Here is a 22,165-nt window from a genome sequence, read left to right on the forward strand (position 1 = left end):
CAAAATTTTTTTACATTTTTACAATCTTTTGTTCCGCTACTTCTTTTGCTTTTTGAATCGCACGATATATAGAATATCCACTTACTTCTTGAAATTCTTTATCTATTTTTTTCTCCGCTGCCTTCGATGGCACAATCTCTTTAAAACGACGATATAATTCCATCAAATCTTCTCTCAAAACTCCTTTTTCATATACCTTTTCAATCGCTTCATAAAACTTTACAACTGCTACCATTTCTTCATTTGACCAATCGTAGTCAAGTGGATATTGATATTCCATTTTTGCACCTCATTCAGTATTCTTTCTTTTTTCATTATGCTACCTTTAAGAGAAACTTTTATTCTTCACTATAGCCACTCTGCATTATACACCATTTATCCATTTCAATGGAATTGTCTTCCTCTTTGCGGTATTTAAAATATAACTATTAAGCATACTCACCTTGAAAATGAGTTTTTTCTATACATCTATAATTATTGGTGATATAATGCTTTTGTTTTATAGAAAATAAAGTGAGACTACCATCCCCAAAAAGGCTTTTGTGAATGGCAGAAAAACAAGTCACGTTCTAAAAGTTTGTCATCTTAATTTCCTTTTAGAATGAGATGAAATCATATAAAACAAACTCTAATAAATATTACGAAGAAGAAGGGGTGTATAGATTGTCCCAATACGAAACACCATTGTTTACCGCTTTAGTTGAGCACAGTAAGCGAAATCCAATTCAATTCCATATTCCTGGTCATAAAAAAGGACAGGGCATGGATCCTACATTTCGCGAATTTATTGGGCATAATGCATTAGCAATTGATTTAATTAATATTGCGCCGCTCGATGATTTACATCATCCAAAGGGTATGATTAAAGAAGCACAGGATTTAGCAGCCGCTGCTTTCGGTGCAGATCATACGTTCTTTTCTATTCAAGGTACAAGTGGTGCAATTATGACAATGGTGATGAGCGTTTGCGGTCCTGGGGATAAAATCCTCGTGCCACGAAATGTGCATAAATCAGTAATGTCAGCTATTATTTTCTCAGGTGCAAAACCAATTTTCATGCATCCTGAGATTGATCCGAAGCTCGGTATTTCACATGGAATTACAATTCAATCTGTCAAAAAGGCTCTTGAAGAGCACTCAGATGCGAAAGGCTTACTTGTTATAAATCCAACATATTTTGGGTTTGCTGCAGACTTAGAGCAGATTGTAGAATTAGCTCATTCTTACGATATTCCTGTACTTGTTGATGAAGCTCACGGTGTTCATATCCATTTTCATGATGAACTGCCGATGTCAGCTATGCAAGCGGGTGCAGATATGGCAGCAACAAGTGTTCACAAATTAGGAGGGTCTTTAACCCAAAGCTCTATTCTTAATGTAAAAGAGGGGCTTGTTAACGTAAAACATGTTCAATCCATTATTAGCATGCTTACGACAACATCAACTTCTTACATTTTGTTAGCATCACTTGATGTTGCTAGAAAACGTCTTGCTACAGAAGGAAAAGCTCTCATAGAACAAACAATACAATTAGCTGAACATGTTCGTGATGCTATAAATGTTATTGAGCATCTTTATTGTCCTGGAAAAGAGATGCTAGGCACAGATGCTACTTTTAACTATGATCCTACAAAGATAATTGTATCTGTAAAAGATTTAGGTATTACAGGCCATCAGGCTGAAGTATGGCTTAGAGAACATTTCAACATTGAAGTCGAACTCTCTGATTTATATAATATACTTTGTCTTGTCACTTTTGGTGATACAGAAAGTGAAACAAATATACTTATTAGAGCATTACAAGATTTAGCAGCAACATTTAGAAATAGAGCGGATAAAGGTGTTCAAGTACAAGTAGAAATACCCGAAATACCTGTGCTAGCACTTTCTCCTAGAGATGCTTTTTATTCAGAAACGGAAGTCATTCCATTTGAAAACGCAGCAGGTCGTATTATAGCTGATTTTGTTATGGTTTATCCGCCAGGGATTCCAATCTTTACTCCGGGGGAAATTATTACACAAGAAAACTTAGAGTATATTCGTAAAAATTTAGAAGCTGGGTTACCTGTACAAGGCCCAGAAGATATGACATTACAAACATTACGTGTTATTAAAGAGTACAAGCCTATCAGTTGATAGGCTTTTCTTTCACCTTTTTTTCTTTTCCTCATACGATACTAAAGAATGTAACGTATAGGTGGGGATACCATTATGATTGTGATAGGCCGTTCTATTGTACACCCTTATATCACAAATGAATATGAGCCATTTGCAGCTGAGAAACAACAAATTTTATCCATAATGGCGGGAAATCAAGAAGTTTATTCCTTCCGAACAGCTGATGAACTCAGCTTTGATCTTAATTTACGAGTTAATATTATTACTTCCGCGCTAGAACTTTTTCAAAGTGGCTTTCAGTTTCGTACATTTCAACAATCTTTTTGCAACCCTCAGTTTTGGGAAAGAACATCACTTGGGGGGTTTCAACTACTTCCAAACGTACCACCCTCTATTGCCATCCAAGATATTTTTAAAAATGGAAAACTATATGGAACTGAATGCGCCACCGCAATGATTATCATTTTTTACAAAGCATTACTAGCATTATATGAGGAAGAAACTTTCAACCGTCTATTCGCGAACCTTTTACTTTATACATGGGACTACGATCGCGACTTAAAGCTCATAACAAAAACGAGTGGCGATATCGTTCCAGGTGACCTCGTTTACTTTAAAAACCCACAAGTGAATCCAGCTACGATTGAGTGGCAAGGAGAAAACACAATCTATCTAGGAAATTTCTTTTTTTACGGACATGGTGTAGGCGTAAAAACGAAAGAGGAAATTATTTATTCATTAAATGAACGAAGGATTCCTTACGCTTTTATTTCAGCTTATTTGACCGATTTTATTACTCGTATTGATAGTCGTATTATGAGTCACTACACTTCTCCTAACACGCCACAAACAGCAATAGGATTTATCCCTATTAGAGATGATGCAATCGTTGCAACAGTTGGACATACAACTACAATCTATTAAAAAAACGCCTACACAAGTAGGCGTTTTCTCTTATCATTAAGCTTTTGTATGTTCTTTATGGTCACATTCGCAATGAGATCCACACTTCCCATAAAGTACTGTTGATTTTTCATCTTCAAAATGTGCGATTGTTCCTTCACAAACTTGGCATACGATTGTTCCCATTTTCATGTCCCCCTGAGTTTTAAGAATAATCTACTTATATATGATTAAGCTTTCGCATTGTCTCTACTAGCACAGTCACAATTTGATCCACATTTCCCATAAAGTACTGTCGTTTTCTCATCCTCAAAATGTGCGATTGTTCCTTCGCAATCTTGACATACGATTGTTCCCATTTTTCATTTCCCCCTAAGTTTATGGTCCTAAAAACTTTTAGCTGTCCATTTCCTATCAATTATTGGGCTTTTGTATGCTCTGTGTGATCACATCCGCAAGATCCACATTTCCCGTAAAGTACCGTTACTTTCTCATCCTCGAAGTGTGCAATTGTACCTTCACAATCTTGACATACGATTGTTCCCATTTTTCATTTCCCCCTAAGTTTATAATCCCAAAAACTTTTGTAACCGCTTAACTTTCTGTCTTTATTTTAATATGTTATACTTTTTACGTCAATAGGTTTTTAGTATAACACATTAAATATTTTTAATTTTAATTAGTATGCGATATTAACATGAAAAAACAGCCATATCCATACGTACGACTGTTTCTCATTAATTATTCTTCATACTCCGCATGTAATAAAGATGTAGACGGAACAAGAAATTTAAAAAACTGAGCTACCTCCTCGGCTTCCTCTTCCGATCCTAACTTAAAAGTTTCTTGTATATATTGAACATTCTCCACATCATCTCGTCCAAGCAAAGCCGATCTTCCTGTTTGCATGCAAACGATGAGTGGCTTTCCAAAAAACATATTTGTATAAATAACTCCAAAATCATAGCGTGTATCATGCGTCATAAACCCTAAAAATCGTACCTTCACACTTTCATGCTCATCATACAATTTTTCAAACATTAGTTTCCACCTTTCTAAGTAACACTTCCTACTCATAAATATATTAAACAAAAAAAGTAATACTCCTTTTAATTGTCAAAAAATTCAGTAGGATGTAGAATTATATTATTCTACTAAGCTAGGGGGAATTTATATGCAACATGCCTTTATCACACTTGTACCTAAATCCAATAAACAATCTGTTTCAATAGAAGATGTAAAACACCTTTTTCATTACTATAAAACCATCACCTCCAAGACTGGTGATCAAATTAATTATACTTATACAAATACAGCTTTTCCTTATGAAATATTAGATACATCAGCAACAACATTAAAACTTCAATCTAGTCACGATCGATATGATTCAATTTATGTTGGAATCGGGATAGAAAATGAACAATCTTTCATTCAGATTTCTTTACCCACTACAGCAACATTCGGTGATAAAGGAAAAGCAAACGAATTTAGCCGTTTTCTAGCGAAGAAATTAGAAGGAGAGTTACAATTATTTAATGGAAGAACAATGTATTTCTATAAACGCTAATTTAAAAAATCGATAATAGGACTAAAAAAAGTATACAATTTGAACACGTAAGAAATAGAGCCCGTTTCCTGACGTGTAATACAAAACATGCTATCACATACGCTAAATAAAGAAATACGAAAAAGAGAATTACTTTGTAATGGAATTTATCTCCATTTGATAATGATAATACAATGGAAAAACCACTCCATAGTAGAAAATGATAAAATATAACATGTAATATTTTCATGGAACCTTCTCCTTTGACATGCTCTATTTTATTAATATATGGGGTTAAATTTGAATCAATTACATATTATACGAGGGCATATATACCACTTTTAAAGTAACATATGTTTTAACAGTTCATTAAAGTATTATATATTCATTCGACAAGTACATATAAAGACCTTGCAACTCATTTTATGGAAATAAAAATAACCCATCTCTTAAAATAAGAGATGGGTTATTTACATTACTTAAATTATTTTACAATGTGAATTGGCATTCCAAGAGCAACTTCAGCTGCTTCCATTGTGATTTCACCTAATGTTGGGTGAGCATGGATTGTTTGAGCGATATCTTCCGCTGTCATTCCAGCTTCGATAGCTAAACCAATCTCAGAGATAATATCAGAAGCGCCTGCACCTGCAACTTGTGCACCTACAAGAAGACCATCTTCTTTACGTGTTACAAGTTGTAAGAAACCGTCAGTGCTGTTTAATGATAACGCACGACCGTTTGCAGCGAATGGGAACTTAGATACAGTTACTGCCATTCCTGCTTCTTCAGCTTGTTTCTTAGTGTAACCAACAGATGCTAATTCTGGATCAGTGAAGCATACTGCAGGAATTCCGATGTAATCGATTGCTGATGCATGGCCACTAATTGCTTCAACAGCTACTTTACCTTCGTAAGAAGCTTTGTGAGCTAATGGTGGTCCAGGAACGATATCACCGATTGCATAGATGTTTGAAATATTTGTACGGCATTGCTCATCGATTTCGATGATACCGCGGTCAGTCATTTTAACTCCAACTTGCTCAAGACCGATTTCTTGAGTATTTGGACGACGACCTACAGTTACTAATACGTAATCTGCTTCTACAGTTTGGATTTCACCTTTAACTTCGAAGCTAACTTTTACGCCAGTTTCTGTTTCTTCAACGCCTTTAGCCATAGCTTTTGTATGGATATTTACGTTTCCTTTTTTCTGAAGAGCACGTTTAACAACAGAGCTCATTGCTTTTTCAAAACCAGCTAGGATTTCGTCGCCAGCTTCTACTACAGTAACTTCTGTACCGAAGTTAGCATATGCAGTACCTAATTCCATACCGATGTAACCGCCGCCGATTACAACAAGTTTTTTAGGAATTTCAGGTAAGCTTAAAGCGCCTGTAGAGTTGATAACACGTTTAGAGTATTTGAATCCAGGAATTTCGATTGGTGTAGAACCAGTTGCAAGAACAGCATTTTTAAACGTATAAGTTTGAGCTGCATCTTCAGTCATTACGCGTAATGTGTTAGCATCTACGAAGTAAGCTTCACCGCGAATGATTTCAACTTTGTTACCTTTAAGAAGGCCTTCAACACCGCCAGTTAATTTCTTAACTACGCCGTTTTTCCATTCTTGAACTTTTGTAAAGTCAACTTTTACGTTCTCTGCAGTGATACCCATGTCATCAGAATGCATTGCATTCTCATAACGATGACCTGCATTGATTAACGCTTTTGAAGGAATACATCCAACGTTTAAGCATACGCCACCAAGGTTAGCTTTTTCAATAATTGCTACCTTTTGACCTAATTGTGCTGCACGAATTGCCGCAACGTATCCACCAGGACCTGCACCAACAACGACTGTATCTAATTCAATTGGGAAATCTCCTACTACCATTGTTATTACGCCTCCATTACTAATAATTGTGGGTCATTCAATAAACGTTTAATTTGGTTTAATGCTTTTTGAGCAGTTGCGCCGTCAATTAAACGATGGTCAAAGCTTAGAGATAATGCTAATACTGGAGCTGCAACGATTTCACCGTTTTTCACAACTGGTTTCTCAGCAATACGGCCGATACCAAGGATTGCTACTTCTGGGTGATTGATAACTGGAGTGAACCATTGTCCACCTGCAGAACCAATGTTTGTAATTGTGCAAGAAGCACCTTTCATTTCAGTTGGAGCTAAACGACCGTCACGTGCTTTACCAGCAAGATCATTGATCTCGTTAGAAATAGTAAAGATTGACTTGCGATCTGTATCTTTAACAACTGGTACTAATAGACCTTTGTCTGTATCAGCTGCGATACCGATGTTGAAGTAATGTTTATGAACTACTTCTTGAGATGCATCGTCTAAAGAAGTGTTTAACATTGGGTATTCACGTAATGCAGATGTTAAAGCTTTAACAACGTATGGAAGGTAAGTTAATTTAATACCTTTGTCCGCTGCAACAGCTTTGAACTTCTTACGGTGAGCAACAAGCTCAGTTACATCAATTTCATCCATTAATGTTACGTGAGGAGCTGTATGCTTAGAGTTAACCATTGCTTTCGCAATCGCTTTACGGATACCACTCATTTTCTCACGAGTTTCTGGATATTCACCAGCTGGGATTGGTTGTGCTTTTGGTGCTTCTTCTTTCGCTGCTGCTGGAGTAGCTTCTACTGCTGCTGGAGCCTCAGTTGCTGCTACAGTTTGTCCACCATTTGCAAATGCATCGATGTCAGTTTTCACAACACGGCCGTTCTTACCAGAACCAGCTACTTTATGAATATCTACACCTTTTTCACGAGCATATTTACGAACAGATGGCATAGCGATAACGCGCTCATTTACTACTTCTGCAGTTGCTGCTGGAGTAGCTTCCGCTGCTGGAGCTTCTACTGCTGCTTCTTCAGCTTTTGGAGCTGCATCATGATCGTCACCTTTAAATTTAAGGTTTTCGTATCCAGGAGCATCAAATTTAATTAATGTATCTCCTACAATTGCAACTGTTCCTTCTTCTACAAGTACTTCAAGTACTTTACCTTTAACAGGAGAAGGGATTTCTACTACTGCTTTATCATTTTGTACTTCAAGAAGTACATCGTCTTCATTTACTTCATCGCCTGGTTTAATAAACCATTTTACGATTTCACCTTCGTGGATACCTTCACCGATATCTGGTAGTTTAAATTCAAATGCCACGGAATTCAGCCCCCTGATTCATTTCATTATTATGGAATATGTACAAAAGAAACCAGCATGTGCTGATTTCTTCTGCACATGAAAAACTAAAAATTAGAAGTTCATTACTTTGTTAACAGCTTCAACAATATCTTTATGGTTTGGTAACCATACGCTCTCAGCTTGAGAGAATGGGAATACTGTATCAGCAGCTGCAACACGTACAACTGGAGCTTCTAAGTTTAAGATTGCACGGTCGTTAATTTCCGCTACAACGTTAGCTGCAATACCAGCTTGTTTTTGAGCTTCTTGAACTACAACTACGCGGCCTGTTTTTTCAACAGAAGCGATGATTGTTTCGATATCTAATGGTTGAACTGTACGTAAGTCAACAACCTCTAAAGAGATACCTTCTTTTTCAAGTTCTTCAGCAGCTTTTAATGCAGCATGAACCATAGCACCATAAGCGATAACAGATACATCTGTACCTTCACGTTTGATATCAGCTTTACCTAAATCAATTGTGTAATCGCCTTCTGGTACATCTTGACGGAATGAACGGTACAATTTCATATGCTCTAAGTAGATAACTGGATCGTTGTCACGAATCGCAGAGATTAAAAGACCTTTTGCATCGTATGGAGTAGATGGAATAACAACTTTTAGACCAGGTTGTTGTGCCACTAATCCTTCTAAGCTATCAGCATGTAGTTCAGGAGTATGAACACCACCACCGAATGGCGAACGAATTGTTACTGGAGCAGTCCAACGTCCACCAGAACGGTAACGCATACGAGCTAATTGACCAGAAACTGAATCCATTACTTCATAAATGAAACCGAAGAATTGAATTTCTGGAACTGGACGGAAACCTTCAAGTGCAAGTCCAACTGCAAGTCCACCAATACCAGACTCTGCAAGTGGAGTATCCATTACACGATCTTCACCGAATTCAGCTTGTAAACCTTCAGTAGCACGGAATACTCCGCCGTTTACACCAACGTCTTCACCAAACACAAGTACGTTAGGGTCATTTTTCATTTCAACGCGTAAAGCATCAGTGATTGCTTGAATCATTGTCATTTGAGCCATGGCTTACTTCGACTCCTTTTCTTTGTAAATTTCATATTGTTCAGCTAAGTTGTAAGGCATTTTTTCGTACATGATTTCCATTAAATCAGTAACTTTTTGTTTTGGAGCTTGGTCAGCCTTAGCAATTGCTTGTTTGATATCTTCTTTTGCTTCTTCGATTACTTTCTCTTCAACTTCTTGAGACCATAGGCCTTTGTTTTCTAAGAATGCACGGAAGCGTACGATTGGATCTTTTTGTTCCCATTCGTTTTCGATATCTTTTGTACGGTAACGAGTTGGGTCATCACCAGCCATTGTATGTGGACCATAACGGAATGTTAAAGTCTCGATTAAAGTAGGGCCTTCGCCGTTTACTGCGCGCTCACGAGCGAAAGCAGTTGCTGCGTATACAGCTAATGGATCCATACCGTCTACTTGAATTCCGTAAATACCTGCTGCTACTGCTTTTTGTGCTACAGTTTTAGCTGCAGATTGCTTTTCTACTGGAGTAGAGATTGCATAACGGTTGTTTTGTACAACGAAGATTGCTGGAGCTTTGAATGCACCCGCAAAGTTCATACCTTCGTAGAAGTCACCTTGTGAAGCACCACCGTCACCAGTGTAAGTAATAGCAACAGATTTTTTACCACGTAGTTTCATACCTAACGCAACACCAGCAGTTTGGATGATTTGCGCACCGATAATGATTTGTGGAGCAAGTGCATTTACATTCTCAGGCATTTGGTTACCCATGAAATGTCCACGAGAGAATAAGAATGCTTGGTATAATGGTAAACCGTGCCATACTAATTGTGGCACATCACGATATCCTGGTAAGATGAAATCTTCTGCTTCAAGTGCGAAATGACTTGCTAATTGAGAAGCCTCTTGTCCAGCTGTTGGTGCGTAGAATCCTAAACGTCCTTGACGGTTTAAAGAAATAGAACGTTGATCTAGTACGCGAGTATACACCATACGGCGCATTAATTCTTTTAATTGATCATCAGATAATTCAGGCATAGCTGCTTCATTCACAACTTCGCCTTTTTCATTTAAAATTTGTAATGTTTCAAATTGAGCTGCGATAGCTTTCATTTGCTCATCAACATTAAATAGGGTCTTTTTTGTTTTAGTACCCATTCCGTTCACCTCTTCCTCTCTTGAACCATATTCTGAAACGCTTTCACTATCTATTAGCTAGACTGAAAACGTAACAATGTAAACCAACAAATTTGTCTGTCGGTTGAGAATAATTTTGTGTACCTAACAATCTGTACTAATGTTTTTTCAGAAACATATTAATACAATCTTGATCACGTTTTTTAGTTTACAACTATTCTAATTACGATGTCAATTACTTTGAATACGTTTTTTTATAAATAATATGCAGGTTTCCTCTACACAAACGTGTTTTTATTTTTCACATCTGTATTAGTAAGCATTAACCCACTGTTATATTATTCCCTTTTTAGCTTGTTTTTGCTCTTAGAATAATATGTAAACGATTTAATTCTCCTTAGTTTTTCTCTCTTCCCAATAAAAATATACAAACTCTTCTCCCTTTTCTAGGTGAACACCCATACATTTCTTACTGCTACTCCATACATTAAAGTAACCGCAGTATTAGCGGGAAATGATAAAGGAGGTCATCTCATGTACGGATACTCATATTGCTATCCAACGACTTGTTCATATCCTTCCTACGGTTATGGCGGTTCTTGCGGCGGATCTGGGTGCGGCTTCGCATTAATCGTTGTGTTGTTTATCCTTTTAATTATCGTTGGTGCTGCTTGCATTCGCTAATGTAAAATGAAACAACTATGGAAAGAAACAGACGGCTTTGCCGTCTTTTCTTTTTATTATGCACATAACTTATCTATAGAAGATTTGTTTCCAAGTAGCCCTACCTTACTTGCCGATGACTTTTTTTATCTCCTTTGGTAGACTAAAGAAGAAAGGAGAGATTACATATGCTTACAATGAATGATGTAATTCGCGAAGGAAATCCTATTTTGCGAGAAGTCGCAGAAGAAGTTTCATTACCAGCGAGCGAAGAAGATACAAATACCCTTAAAGAAATGATCGAATTTGTAATAAATAGCCAAGACCCTGAAATGGCTGAAAAATATAATTTGCGCCCTGGAATAGGATTAGCAGCTCCGCAAATCGGTGTTTCAAAGAAAATGATCGCTGTTCATGTGACCGATACAAATGATACGTTATATAGTTACGCATTATTTAATCCAAAAATTATTAGTCATTCTGTTGAACGTACACATTTACCAAGTGGTGAAGGGTGTCTATCTGTAGACCGTGAAGTATCTGGTTATGTTCCTCGTTACACAAGGATTACGGTGAGAGCCACAACTATTAACGGTGAAGACGTAAAACTACGATTAAAAGGGTTACCGGCAATTGTATTCCAACATGAAATCGACCATTTAAATGGTGTTATGTTCTATGACCATATTAATAAAGACAATCCATTTGCAGCTCCTGATGATTCAAAACCTCTAGAGCGATAAGTAAAAAGGCGGAAGATTTAACTTCCGCCTTTTTTATTATATGAAATGGGTTCCATATCCACTTACAACAACCTAGCCCATTTCAACCCATGATAAATACCGTCTTCACTAACATCTTTTGTCACATAATTAGCTAGTTTTTTCAAGTCCTCATGACCATTCCCCATCACAATTCCTGTTCCTACTGCTTCAATCATTTCTAAATCATTTAATCCGTCCCCAAATGCATATACTTGTTCACGGTTAAACCCTAATTTCTCAATAAATTTCTCAATTCCTTTTGCCTTAGAACCACCATTAGGAATAATATCCATTGAATATGCATGCCAACGTATAAAATGAAAATCCGGATACTGATGAATAAACTTTTCTTCTTCATTTACTTCACAAAAAAGAAGCGTTTGATATATATCGCGTTCCTCATAAAACTCAGGCTCATATGCTGGATGCTTAAAGTGTAAGCTCCCAAACCCCTCTTTCACATAATCATGATATTCTACTGTCGCTTTCATTTCTTGATGATCAAGATATACAAGGGGATATCCTTCTTTTTTTGCAAACTCAGTAAACTTATGTAGAGCAGCTGGATGTAATGGATTGTTAAATATCACCTCATCTTCAAACACAACGTACTGTCCATTAAAACTGACATAGTTATGAATATTAAGTTCCTTCCGAATATCTTCAAACATAAATGGAGCACGTCCTGTCGCAATTGCTACATGCACGCCTTTTTCTTGTAAATGTCGTACTGCATCTCGTGTAGATTGCGGAATTTTTTTATCATGATCTAATAATGTTCCATCAATATCAAAAAAGACAATTTTATCATTCATTTGTCAAAATCCTTTCTGGCACTCTATATTCCTATTTTGGTTATCACTTTTCAAAATCCAAAAAAAAGTATAACATATTAAACATCTGTGAAGAAAGCGTTCACTTTCTGACCTTATTTATGGAATACGCATATACTATTAGTAAAAAATGTGGATACTTGTTCGGATGAATTTTCTTTTCCATTCTTTCTCATACTATAGCTATAACTAACGGCTACTAATCGTTACTACAAGATAACTTACACTGTACTTGAAAGAACAAGATTCATAATTCACTTCTAATCTTCTTTCTTGTACGGAGGGCGAAGTTATCACTAGTAATATGCATGTTTCAAATAAGGAAAGGAAGGAGTAATCATGCTGAAGAAGCTGAAGAAAAAGCTCAAGCGTTATTTAAATGATCTAGTCCGTAAAAAGACAATCGCTTAAATTGTGCCCATTTCGGGCTTTTTCTTCATTCTCATTCGAAAAAACATGAAAATCGTGACTGTTTGCTTTATAATAAGTAACAGATAATGCAAAACATAGACAAGGAGAGGTTTTCCAAATGATTTTTAAAGTATTTTATCAAGAAAAATTAACTGAGGTCCCAGTACGTGAAAATACAAAAGTTTTATATTTAGAGGCTACGTCTGAAAAGGATGTTCGTACAAAATTACAGAAGTTCGCATATAATATCGAGTTTGTTCAGTCTGTTACTGGCGCTCATCTTGAATATGAAAAACAAAACGCTGATTTAACATTAGCGGAGATTGTATAGTCATATGAAATTTCTAAAAAACGATCAAGTTGCCGTTTTTGCTCTCGGTGGACTTGGTGAAATCGGTAAAAATACATATGCTGTTCAATTTCAAGATGAAATTATTATAATTGATGCTGGAATTAAGTTTCCAGAAGACGAACTTCTCGGAATCGATTATGTAATACCAGATTACACTTATTTTGTGCGAAACGAAGATAAAATTAAAGGATTATTCATTACACATGGTCACGAAGATCATATCGGTGGAATCCCTTACCTATTACGTCAAGTGAACATTCCAATTTACGGCGGTAAATTAGCAATTGCACTAATAAAAAACAAATTAGAAGAGCACGGATTACTTCGTAAAGCGAAACTTTATGAAATTCAAGAAGATGATGTTATTAAATTTAAAAAGACATCTGTTTCCTTCTTCCGTACAACTCACAGTATTCCAGATTCATACGGAGTTGTTGTGAAAACACCTCAAGGACAAGTCGTTCATACTGGTGATTTCAAGTTCGATTTCACACCAGTCGGTGAGCCAGCAGATTTAACTAAAATGGCCGAAATCGGAAAAGACGGTGTACTTTGTCTCCTATCTGATAGTACAAACAGTGAAGTTCCGAACTTTACGATGTCTGAACGCCGCGTTGGTGATAGTATTCAAGATATATTCCGCAAGGTAGAAGGTCGTATTATATTCGCAACCTTTGCATCGAATATACATCGCTTACAACAAGTTGTTGAGGCTGCTGTTGAAAACAATCGTAAAGTGGCTGTTTTCGGTCGAAGTATGGAAGCTGCTATTGAAATCGGACAAAACCTTGGTTATATACGATGTCCAAAGGATACATTCATAGATACATCTCAGCTAAACCGCCTACCAGCTAATAAAGTTGTTATTTTATGTACAGGTAGTCAAGGTGAGCCGATGGCAGCACTTTCACGTATTGCTAATGGTACACATCGTCAAATTCAAATTATCCCTGGCGATACAGTTGTTTTCTCTTCTTCACCAATCCCAGGCAATACAATTAGCGTAAGTCGTACAATTAACATGTTGTACCGCGCTGGCGCTGATGTAATCCATGGTAAACTCTCAAATATTCATACGAGTGGACACGGTGGACAAGAGGAACAGAAGTTGATGCTACGTCTTATTAAACCGAAATATTTCATGCCAATTCATGGTGAGTATCGTATGCAACGTATGCATATGAAATTAGCTAATGATTGTGGTATTCCAGAAGAAAATTGTTTCATTATGGATAATGGAGATGTTCTTGCTTTACGTTCTGACGAAGCAAGCGTAGCTGGAAAAATCCCATCTGGTTCTGTCTATATCGATGGAAACGGTATTGGAGATATCGGTAATATCGTATTACGTGATCGTCGCATTCTTTCTGAAGAAGGGCTTGTAATTGTAGTTGTAAGCATTGATATGAAAGAATTTAAAGTTGCAGCAGGACCTGATATCATCTCACGTGGTTTCGTTTATATGCGTGAAAGCAGCGATTTAATCAATGATGCACAAACATTAATTACAACACATTTAGAAAAAGTAATGGAGCGAAAAACAACACAATGGTCTGAAATTAAAAATGAGATTACAGACACATTAGCACCATTCCTATATGAAAAAACGAAACGTCGTCCAATGATTTTACCAATCATTATGGAAATATAAGAAAAAGGACAATGCCTTCTTGGCATTGTCCTTTTCTCTTATCTTAAAAAATGCTTAAAACGATCTACTTCATCGTCATGACCAATTACAATTAATATATCTCCTGCTTGAATATTTTCTGTAGCTCGAGGAGATACGATAACTTCTTTACCACGTTTAATTGCTACAATATTCAAACCAAACTTCGCACGAATATCTAATTCAATTAAAGAGTGCCCATCAATTTTCTTATTTGCAATAATCTCTACAATACTATGCTCATCTGAAAGCTCTAGGTAATCTAACACATTACTTGATGCGATATTATTAGCAATCCTTTTTCCCATATCTCGTTCTGGATGCACAATATGATCTGCCCCTATTTTACTTAACACTTTTTCATGGTAGTCATTTTGAGCTTTCACAGTAATATTTTTCACACCTAATTCTTTCAAAATTAACGTTGTTAAAATACTTGAATTTAAATTATCTCCAATAGCAACGACCACATGGTCAAAGTTACGGATACCAAGACTTTTTAATACCATCTCATCTGTTGAATCCGCAATTACAGCATGCGAAGCAATATTTGCAAACTCATTAATTTTATCTTCATCTGAATCAATTGCCATTACTTCCATACCTAATTGCGCTAGTTCGCGGCAAATACTTCCACCAAAACGCCCAAGCCCAATGACAGCAAATTCTTTCTCTTTTTCACTCACAGGAATTCCTCCAATAACATCAAGTACTATGTGATTTTATTGTAACATACTTTATATTTGCTACAAAAACCTGTATATAATCCTTATTTTTGTTTTTGCATATAAAAATACTGTTGTAAATAAAATGCGATACTGAAAATTAACATACCGAATACAAATATATTTCCAAACGAACTAAATGTTTCAAAAACGAACAATAATGTTTCTTGTCCAAAAAAAGCAAATAAAAGTTGTGTAAATGCGAATAACAGTGCCAATATGTAATGATGTTGATGGAATAAATAATGCGTTGCACCTAAAAAGGCTATAAACGAAACAATGAAGATCCACCAAGTTTCTAAAAACAGTTGCCAATTAGAAAATTGATATCCATTTACTAATATCGCAATAATTCCTATAACTGCCATTGTTGGCACACTCCATAATAATGCACGTCCTCTAAAGAAGCGTGTACCTTTTGTATCTCCTTTTTCATTTGCAATGTATGTTAGCACGACAGTACTTATATACAAAACAGAGAGGATTGTTAAAACAATGATAAGCCAAAAATGTAATTGATAATATTCATGTTCTATATTCGTCACGATCGCAGCTAGCATACATGGAATTAACATGCCTGTCCAACCATCTATTTTTCTTTCATTCCAAAACACCGTATTACCAATCCGAATTCCTAATAGCATAAAAATAATGATACCTAGTACAAATAATGTAGTCTTATTCCCTACTAAACTAGTTGAGAAAGCAATTAATCCAATAAATAAAAAAAGAACAAATCCATTCATAATTTCTAGTACAGGTGATAAATATCTTTTCACCCATTTATATGTTTCTTCATATTCACTATTATTCGCTAAACGATAGGCGTAAAAACTTATCCCAAAATAAACCGCCGCAATAATAACATATGCATATAAGACGAAACATAAAATCGCACTGCTAATTTGCACGTAATTCCCCACCCTTTTTTCTATGTATCACATTGATTTTACACACTTTTTATACTAAAAGTAAACATATATACGGTAGTTAAACAATTATCTTCCCTATTAGCGAGAATTAATAATGAGCAGTGGCTTCCCCCTGCTCATTATTAATACGCTAAATTTCACTTCATCCATTTGTATGAAGTTGTCTAACACTAACAAATATGAAAGATGTTTTCGTCTCAGTACTAAGAGGCGCCTACTCTAAACTTTTGCAAAGTTAGCAAGTAAGTTTACTTTCTATTTCCTTTCCACTTCACATATTGATCTAGAAATGCAATTGCTTGCTCAATAGCTTCTTCGTCTGGTTTTAATTTCGCATGATGTAAACCATGTTCTGAATTTACTCCAAGCCAAAACATAAATCCCGGTATCTCTCGAAGCATATAGCCAAAATCTTCACCTGTCATTGCTTCAGTGCATGTAATGACATCCATATCTGTTTGTTCACCTACAAATTGCATAAACTCTCTCGTTAACTCTTCATGGTTATACACTTGATGATACATTGCTCCATAGTCAATAACAGCTTCGCATTGGAAAGAAGCTTCTATACCCACGACAATTGCCTCAATTCGACTTTTAACACGTTTCATTGACTCAACGGATAGTGTACGAATCGTTCCTTCTAAACGAGATTTTTCCGCGATGATGTTTTGAACTGTACCGCCTGTGATTTTCCCAATTGTAATTACAGCACTGTCAAGAGGATTCACATTACGACTAATAACTGATTGAAGTTGTGTAACGAGATGACTTGCTGCAACAATCATATCATTTGCTGTATGAGGATATGCAGCATGTCCACCTTTCCCTTTTAAATCAACATATAACTCTGATGTATTTGCAAATAATAACCCCTCTTTAGTTGCAATTGTCCCAACAGGGTATTCTGGCGCAATATGAAGACCAAGAATTATATTCGGCTTCCATTCTTTTAGCTCTTCGCTTTCTAACATAGGAAGAGCACCACCTGGCCCTTCTTCTGCTGGTTGGAATATAAACACAATATCATCATCTATTCTTTCGCTTACAGCTGCTGTTAGAAGGCCTAAACCAATTGTCGCATGCAAATCATGCCCACATGCATGCATCATTCCTTCATGAACAGAAGCAAACTCATACCCTGTTTCCTCTGTAATTGGTAAACCATCTATATCTGCGCGATAGCCTATTATTTTCTCTGGATTTTCCCCATTTACTTTAACGATTACACCTGTCTTCCATGTCTTCACTTCTAAATATTCATTAGGGAGAGTTCCTATGTAATCTAAAATATATTGTTGTGTTTTCCACTCTTTAAATCCAATTTCCGGGATCTTATGTAAATCTCTACGAATTTTGACAAATTTGCTTACTGTCATTTTTGCACCTCTATCTATAAAAAGCGTAAGAGCCCATTTATGCTCTTACGCTTTTTGTTTTTTTATTTCTCTGGGTTTAATTGACGAAGCTCTTGTTTAATTTCAGTTTTTGCTTTTGTCTTCTCATCAATTTCTTTAATTACACGTGCTGGAGTTCCTGCAACAACTGTATATGGAGGCACATCTTCTGTTACAACAGCTCCTGCCGCTACAACTGCACCTTTACCTACTGTTACACCTTCTAAAACAACTACATTTGCACCAATTACAACATCATCTTCAACGATAACTGGTTTTGCAGAAGGCGGCTCAATAACACCTGCAAGTACAGCACCTGCACCTACGTGACAATTTTTACCAACTGTTGCACGTCCACCAAGTACTGCGTTCATGTCGATCATAGAACCTTCACCAATTACAGCACCGATGTTAATTGTTGCATTCATCATGATAACTGCATTGTCACCAATTTCAACATGATCACGAATAATCGCACCTGGCTCGATACGAGCTTTAATACCTTTTAAATCAAGCATTGGAATTGCAGAATTACGACGGTCGTTTTCTACAACATAATCAACAATGTGCTTTTTATTTTCTTCAAGAATTGTCTTAATTTCAGACCATTCTCCGAATAATACACCAGATTTTTTATTTACAAATGCTTGTACTGTTTCAGGGAATGTTACTTCTTTTAAATCCCCTTTTATGTATACCTTTACAGGAGTTTTCTTTTCACTTTTTTGAATAAACGAAATAATTTCGTTAGCGTCCATCATTTTCATTCTTGTTGCCTCCTAAATCCATTTATAATGTTACTCTACCAAACGATAGGGCCAGTAGCAAGACAATAATCTTATTTTTCCATTTGAATTTCTTCTATAATTTCTAAAAATGCTTGCACTTGCTTCAATTGTCTTGCTGAGTCGCTCGTCAATAACCATGTTTCTCTCGTTAATTGAACAGGTGTTTTATACATATTTTCCTGCACTTCTTTTAAAACCGTCGAAGGTAAAAGAGCATAACCTATACCATTTAAAACGAGCTGTTTGCACGTTTCAATTTGGTCAACTACAATCGTCCGTTTAGGTGGATTGGAAAATAACCCATACCACCAATTTTGTATTTGTCCATAGTAGGTCGAGTCACTTTTAAATTGAATAAATGGTCTATTCGTTTCTTTTAACATCGAAATATCTTTTATTTCTTTATCAACTAAATATAATTCGTCTTCAAACAATTGTTGCTTTTGTCCTTTATATTCTTGTGATCCTCTTAATATAGCGACGTGAACGTCCCCTTCATAAAATTGCTTTTGAACTTCACTACTCCAGCCAGTGAACAGAGATATCTTCACAGAAGGATACTTATGCACAAATTTTTTCAAAACAGGCGGAAGCCAATATTGGCCAATGACTGACGCAACAGCTATCTTTAGCGTTCCGTAAGTTTCTGTTCTAAAAACAGCCAGTTCACTTTTTATATCCTCTTCCTTTTGCAACATTTCTTTTGCATAATTTGCGACTTTTTCCCCTTCAGGTGTAATTGTCAATCCTTTTTGTGAACGGATAAAAAATTTCATTCCCCATTGTTTCTCCATAGATTGTAATCGTTGGCTAAGCGCAGGTTGGGAAACAAATAAACGTTCCGCCGCTTTTCTCATATTTGATTCCTGAGCTAACACAACCATCATTTGAAAATCATCAATTTGCAACTTTCTCCCTCTTTCCTTAGCTTCCATACACCTAATTTCAATAAGCTTTTCATCCTTAATTTAATTAAATACTTTTATACAGAAGAACGATTTTTCAGTTCAAACTTTTCTTATGTTTTATGTCTTTTTAAATATAATACATACACAACTGATATGCACGAAAAAAAGTGACTTCTTCTTTTCTATGAAGTCACTTTTTTCACGTTATCGATTATGCTGTCTCACTTTTTTATTCAACAATTTTAAAATAGCTCGACGTGTTAAAATCCCCTCAAAGTACCCTTCTCCATTGACAGCGCAAATAAAAGGATGATCAATTGTCATTTCTAAAGCTTTTGCAAAGGAATCTTCTAACATAAGAACTGGAATATCTTCCTTCATCACTTGTTCCACTTTCATATTCTCAAGTCTTTCAAACTCAATGCGCTCTAACCCTAAAATACCGTCTAAAATCATAGCAGTACTAATTAACCCATGTAATTTATACATCGGATCTAGAACAGGAATCGCCGAATATCCAGATTTCACAAGAACGAGTAAAGCATGTTCTAAACCATTCCCTATTTGGACATGTGCCACCTTCTCTGATGAAATCATTAAATCCTTCACAAGAATTTGTTGAAACTCGTCTTTCGGAATACTAATCATGTTACATCCCCCATCTTCCCTTTTTCCTGCTAATATTCTCGATCCTATTCACATTTTATGATAGCGTTTTCATATTATTATTTTGTCCTTACGTTATTCTAATAAAAATAAAGATACACAGCTATTTTAGCATACAACACAAAAAAAAGACTACCATTCCGGTAGCACTTAATACCCTTTATTTTTTAATCGGTAAAATAATCTTGTTATTTTTTTATATTGTGTCACATCTGTCTTTTTTAAACCATTCTCAATATCTGTAAGCTCCACTGCTAAAATTTCGCTCGCGTAATTTTGCTGAAACAGAATATCCAGTAATAAACTTTCTTCTTCTTTTGTTAAAATTAATTCCTTTTCCATATACTCCTCTCCTTACACTCGCATCGTCACCCTTATTATATAAAATTTTCAGCCCATTTAATAGATGTAATATTCAGTTTTGGGTAGTTGTATTTAAAAGCAGCAAATATATAGAAATCGGTTCGTACTATTTAGTATATCGATTTGCATAACTAAACGCCGCATAAGCATCCGGTTTAATTTTTGCGGTTAATCCCATTGCTTGAATTTTCATCGTCATATCTAAAATAAATTCTTTTGTTAAACCATCATTCCCGATATCTAAATGAATTTCCATTATGAATCCTGCCCCTTCTTGAGCGTATGGGTGCAATAAATCCCATATTGTTTGTATACGATTGGGAGTAAATAGACAGGCGATTTCTTGACTAAACTGTGTTTCTAAATATATTTTCTCACGCAATGTTGCTGGCTTGTTTTTTACTGATTTATGGTGCAAACATCCCCATGCTCCTTTTCCAACCCGATGAATATGTATCGCTGTAATAAACCTCGTATCCTTTTGATGCGCTTGTGAGTCTGTCCCAATAGATAATCGATATAAATTTCGTGGATCCTTTTCAATGAAACTGCAAATGCGGTTAAAGACCATATCAAAATTCAAATGTCTCTCTGAAACATTATAAAATGTATGCTCACCGTCCACATAGTCACGTCCTTTCAATTAGACAGACTTTTCGTATTCTCATTGTATGGGACAAAAACAAAAATTATAACTACTACCCTTTATTCGTTTCAATATTTCGAATTACATAATGACAAAACCTACACGTATAAATTACATTTTGATTAGACTGGGCGGTTAATACATGAATAATTTCAGCGTGATTGTGACAATTCGGACAAATAACAATCGGTAAACGTTCCATTCTCCGCACCTCCTATTTTATATTTACTACCATTGTAGGAAAAACAAAAAATTCCTATACATGTACGTTTGTAAAAACTCCTTTATATGATCGGGACTAAAAATGCGATTTTCACTACCTGTATAGCTTTTTAAGTAATATAACTAAAAAAGGTACTACCATTTGGCAGTACCTTTTTTATATGTATCAAGAAATGATATCGTAAATCTCAATTGCAACCATGTCGATGTTATCGAATTGATACACTTGAGGTTTTTCACCTTGTTGATACACTTCTAACTCATACATTTCACTTTTATCGAAAAATTTCACGCTACATTTGCGCTCACCGTTCACTTCAAAATAGCGTTGTGCTACTTCACCGCTTTCAGCTTGTTCTTGTAGACTAACAAGTCGAGTTAAAATTCCTTGGAGTAGAGACATGAAATCTCTCCTTTCTCTGATCTTCCTACCAATAGGTTTTACAGCTATACTCATTCTATCCGTCATAGCAGAAAAAATGTTCCACACTCTAGGATAAAGGTTCTTGGCCAGAAACTCAACTAAAATTTGTCGAAATACGAAGTAAAAAGAAGAAAGTTCATCTTTTCTCTTCTTTATTGCGATTTTTATACTGGCAGAATATAATAAAAAACAGAAAAAGGGAGGAATTACAATGAAAAAAATTGAGCTTTATACACAACCAGATTGTCCGCCATGTGCCATTGTAAAAGAATTTTTTAAACATAATAACGTTACATATGCAGAATTTGACGTAAAAAAAGACGTTGCCGCTCGCAATCGCCTTTTACATGACTATGACTCCTATTCAACTCCAACAGTTGTAATTGACGGAGAAGTTGTCGCAGGTTTTCAAATCGAAAAATTACAGCAGTTATTAAATATAGAATAGGAATAGGAAGACACCTATTCCTATTT

At 35.8% G+C, this 22,165-nt stretch carries 29 protein-coding genes; 8 read left to right on the forward strand and 21 right to left on the reverse strand.

The window, feature by feature from the left end:
• Positions 1–10: 10 nt before the first annotated feature.
• Complete coding sequence (locus ACTFQM_RS14795) at positions 11–280, reverse strand: UPF0223 family protein (protein WP_025147747.1); 270 nt, start codon at positions 278–280, stop codon at positions 11–13.
• 383 nt (positions 281–663) lie between these two features.
• On the opposite strand from ACTFQM_RS14795, the gene speA reads away from it, so the two are divergent.
• Positions 664–2,136 (forward strand): arginine decarboxylase, encoded by a 1,473-nt coding sequence (gene speA, locus ACTFQM_RS14800; RefSeq protein WP_025147746.1) that lies wholly within the window; start codon positions 664–666, stop codon positions 2,134–2,136.
• A 75-nt stretch (positions 2,137–2,211) separates the two neighbouring features.
• The gene (locus ACTFQM_RS14805; protein ID WP_265621701.1) at positions 2,212–3,042 is read left to right on the forward strand and encodes a protein-glutamine gamma-glutamyltransferase; all 831 of its coding nucleotides are present in this window, start codon (positions 2,212–2,214) and stop codon (positions 3,040–3,042) included.
• A gap of 36 nt (positions 3,043–3,078) precedes the next feature.
• Here the strand turns inward: ACTFQM_RS14805 and ACTFQM_RS14810 are convergent, their stop codons facing one another.
• The 4 genes from ACTFQM_RS14810 to ACTFQM_RS14825 form a co-directional block, all read right to left on the reverse strand.
• On the reverse strand, positions 3,079–3,207 hold the full coding sequence (locus ACTFQM_RS14810; protein ID WP_000536785.1) for a GapA-binding peptide SR1P: 129 nt from the start codon (positions 3,205–3,207) through the stop codon (positions 3,079–3,081).
• A gap of 44 nt (positions 3,208–3,251) precedes the next feature.
• The gene (locus tag ACTFQM_RS14815) at positions 3,252–3,380 is read right to left on the reverse strand and encodes a GapA-binding peptide SR1P (protein WP_071718793.1); all 129 of its coding nucleotides are present in this window, start codon (positions 3,378–3,380) and stop codon (positions 3,252–3,254) included.
• A 59-nt stretch (positions 3,381–3,439) separates the two neighbouring features.
• The gene (locus ACTFQM_RS14820) at positions 3,440–3,568 is read right to left on the reverse strand and encodes a GapA-binding peptide SR1P (RefSeq protein WP_000536778.1); all 129 of its coding nucleotides are present in this window, start codon (positions 3,566–3,568) and stop codon (positions 3,440–3,442) included.
• A gap of 194 nt (positions 3,569–3,762) precedes the next feature.
• Positions 3,763–4,062 (reverse strand): DUF3055 domain-containing protein, encoded by a 300-nt coding sequence (locus ACTFQM_RS14825; protein WP_327901980.1) that lies wholly within the window; start codon positions 4,060–4,062, stop codon positions 3,763–3,765.
• A gap of 133 nt (positions 4,063–4,195) precedes the next feature.
• Between ACTFQM_RS14825 and ACTFQM_RS14830 the strand changes: the two genes are divergently transcribed.
• Positions 4,196–4,588 (forward strand): DUF1885 family protein, encoded by a 393-nt coding sequence (locus ACTFQM_RS14830; protein ID WP_025147743.1) that lies wholly within the window; start codon positions 4,196–4,198, stop codon positions 4,586–4,588.
• Position 4,589: 1 nt separating this feature from the next.
• Here ACTFQM_RS14830 and ACTFQM_RS14835 read toward each other — a convergent pair whose 3' ends face one another.
• The 5 genes from ACTFQM_RS14835 to pdhA all read right to left on the reverse strand — a co-directional run bounded on the left by ACTFQM_RS14835 (position 4,590) and on the right by pdhA (position 9,949).
• Positions 4,590–4,817 carry a hypothetical protein gene (locus tag ACTFQM_RS14835; protein WP_082183101.1) on the reverse strand — a complete coding sequence of 76 codons (228 nt, stop codon included), beginning with the start codon at positions 4,815–4,817 and terminating at the stop codon, positions 4,590–4,592.
• A 234-nt stretch (positions 4,818–5,051) separates the two neighbouring features.
• On the reverse strand, positions 5,052–6,464 hold the full coding sequence (gene lpdA / locus ACTFQM_RS14840) for a dihydrolipoyl dehydrogenase (RefSeq protein WP_071718791.1): 1,413 nt from the start codon (positions 6,462–6,464) through the stop codon (positions 5,052–5,054).
• Positions 6,465–6,469: 5 nt separating this feature from the next.
• Positions 6,470–7,759, reverse strand: coding sequence for a pyruvate dehydrogenase complex dihydrolipoyllysine-residue acetyltransferase (pdhC, locus tag ACTFQM_RS14845; RefSeq protein ID WP_071718790.1), 1,290 nt, complete (start codon positions 7,757–7,759; stop codon positions 6,470–6,472).
• A 93-nt stretch (positions 7,760–7,852) separates the two neighbouring features.
• Positions 7,853–8,830, reverse strand: coding sequence for a pyruvate dehydrogenase complex E1 component subunit beta (pdhB, locus tag ACTFQM_RS14850; protein ID WP_000068162.1), 978 nt, complete (start codon positions 8,828–8,830; stop codon positions 7,853–7,855).
• 3 nt (positions 8,831–8,833) lie between these two features.
• A complete protein-coding gene (gene pdhA / locus ACTFQM_RS14855) occupies positions 8,834–9,949 on the reverse strand; it encodes a pyruvate dehydrogenase E1 component subunit alpha (protein WP_000536893.1) in 1,116 nt (371 codons plus the stop codon).
• A gap of 513 nt (positions 9,950–10,462) precedes the next feature.
• Between pdhA and ACTFQM_RS14860 the strand changes: the two genes are divergently transcribed.
• Together ACTFQM_RS14860 and def are read left to right on the forward strand one after the other, a co-directional pair.
• A complete protein-coding gene (locus tag ACTFQM_RS14860; protein WP_025147739.1) occupies positions 10,463–10,612 on the forward strand; it encodes a YjcZ family sporulation protein in 150 nt (49 codons plus the stop codon).
• A 167-nt stretch (positions 10,613–10,779) separates the two neighbouring features.
• A complete protein-coding gene (def, locus tag ACTFQM_RS14865; RefSeq protein WP_048374038.1) occupies positions 10,780–11,334 on the forward strand; it encodes a peptide deformylase in 555 nt (184 codons plus the stop codon).
• Between the two features lie 62 nt (positions 11,335–11,396).
• On the opposite strand, the gene ACTFQM_RS14870 is transcribed toward def, so the two are convergent.
• Complete coding sequence (locus ACTFQM_RS14870) at positions 11,397–12,170, reverse strand: Cof-type HAD-IIB family hydrolase (protein ID WP_440035023.1); 774 nt, start codon at positions 12,168–12,170, stop codon at positions 11,397–11,399.
• A gap of 547 nt (positions 12,171–12,717) precedes the next feature.
• Here ACTFQM_RS14870 and ACTFQM_RS14875 point away from each other — a divergent pair.
• Positions 12,718–12,930, forward strand: a complete 213-nt coding sequence (locus ACTFQM_RS14875) for a DNA-dependent RNA polymerase subunit epsilon (RefSeq protein ID WP_025147736.1) — start codon at positions 12,718–12,720, stop codon at positions 12,928–12,930.
• A gap of 4 nt (positions 12,931–12,934) precedes the next feature.
• On the forward strand, positions 12,935–14,602 hold the full coding sequence (gene rnjA, locus ACTFQM_RS14880; RefSeq protein WP_440035025.1) for a ribonuclease J1: 1,668 nt from the start codon (positions 12,935–12,937) through the stop codon (positions 14,600–14,602).
• A 38-nt stretch (positions 14,603–14,640) separates the two neighbouring features.
• Here rnjA and ACTFQM_RS14885 read toward each other — a convergent pair whose 3' ends face one another.
• From ACTFQM_RS14885 to ACTFQM_RS14930, 10 genes are all read right to left on the reverse strand, one after another.
• On the reverse strand, positions 14,641–15,306 hold the full coding sequence (locus ACTFQM_RS14885) for a potassium channel family protein (RefSeq protein WP_001290442.1): 666 nt from the start codon (positions 15,304–15,306) through the stop codon (positions 14,641–14,643).
• Positions 15,307–15,389: 83 nt separating this feature from the next.
• Positions 15,390–16,256: a hypothetical protein gene (locus tag ACTFQM_RS14890; protein WP_002173217.1), complete on the reverse strand. Its 867-nt coding sequence runs from the start codon at positions 16,254–16,256 to the stop codon at positions 15,390–15,392.
• Positions 16,257–16,525: 269 nt separating this feature from the next.
• The gene (locus ACTFQM_RS14895) at positions 16,526–17,656 is read right to left on the reverse strand and encodes an N-acetyldiaminopimelate deacetylase (RefSeq protein ID WP_440035027.1); all 1,131 of its coding nucleotides are present in this window, start codon (positions 17,654–17,656) and stop codon (positions 16,526–16,528) included.
• A gap of 62 nt (positions 17,657–17,718) precedes the next feature.
• Positions 17,719–18,441 (reverse strand): 2,3,4,5-tetrahydropyridine-2,6-dicarboxylate N-acetyltransferase, encoded by a 723-nt coding sequence (dapD, locus tag ACTFQM_RS14900; protein ID WP_327917331.1) that lies wholly within the window; start codon positions 18,439–18,441, stop codon positions 17,719–17,721.
• 71 nt (positions 18,442–18,512) lie between these two features.
• Positions 18,513–19,397, reverse strand: a complete 885-nt coding sequence (locus tag ACTFQM_RS14905) for a LysR family transcriptional regulator (RefSeq protein ID WP_025147731.1) — start codon at positions 19,395–19,397, stop codon at positions 18,513–18,515.
• 177 nt (positions 19,398–19,574) lie between these two features.
• Positions 19,575–20,018, reverse strand: a complete 444-nt coding sequence (cbpB, locus tag ACTFQM_RS14910; protein ID WP_440035031.1) for a cyclic-di-AMP-binding protein CbpB — start codon at positions 20,016–20,018, stop codon at positions 19,575–19,577.
• Between the two features lie 168 nt (positions 20,019–20,186).
• Positions 20,187–20,378 carry an antirepressor AbbA gene (abbA, locus tag ACTFQM_RS14915; protein WP_002173222.1) on the reverse strand — a complete coding sequence of 64 codons (192 nt, stop codon included), beginning with the start codon at positions 20,376–20,378 and terminating at the stop codon, positions 20,187–20,189.
• A 127-nt stretch (positions 20,379–20,505) separates the two neighbouring features.
• The gene (locus ACTFQM_RS14920) at positions 20,506–21,024 is read right to left on the reverse strand and encodes a ribonuclease H-like YkuK family protein (RefSeq protein WP_025147730.1); all 519 of its coding nucleotides are present in this window, start codon (positions 21,022–21,024) and stop codon (positions 20,506–20,508) included.
• A 73-nt stretch (positions 21,025–21,097) separates the two neighbouring features.
• Positions 21,098–21,247: a hypothetical protein gene (locus ACTFQM_RS14925; protein ID WP_033795377.1), complete on the reverse strand. Its 150-nt coding sequence runs from the start codon at positions 21,245–21,247 to the stop codon at positions 21,098–21,100.
• 186 nt (positions 21,248–21,433) lie between these two features.
• Positions 21,434–21,670: a YkuJ family protein gene (locus ACTFQM_RS14930; RefSeq protein ID WP_000055151.1), complete on the reverse strand. Its 237-nt coding sequence runs from the start codon at positions 21,668–21,670 to the stop codon at positions 21,434–21,436.
• A gap of 232 nt (positions 21,671–21,902) precedes the next feature.
• Here ACTFQM_RS14930 and ACTFQM_RS14935 point away from each other — a divergent pair, with 232 nt between their 5' ends.
• A complete protein-coding gene (locus tag ACTFQM_RS14935) occupies positions 21,903–22,139 on the forward strand; it encodes a glutaredoxin domain-containing protein (RefSeq protein ID WP_440035033.1) in 237 nt (78 codons plus the stop codon).
• Positions 22,140–22,165: the final 26 nt, after the last annotated feature.

This window comes from Bacillus cereus group sp. MYBK30-2 (assembly GCF_051915945.1).
Taxonomy (GTDB): Bacteria; Bacillota; Bacilli; order Bacillales; family Bacillaceae_G; genus Bacillus_A; species Bacillus_A paramycoides.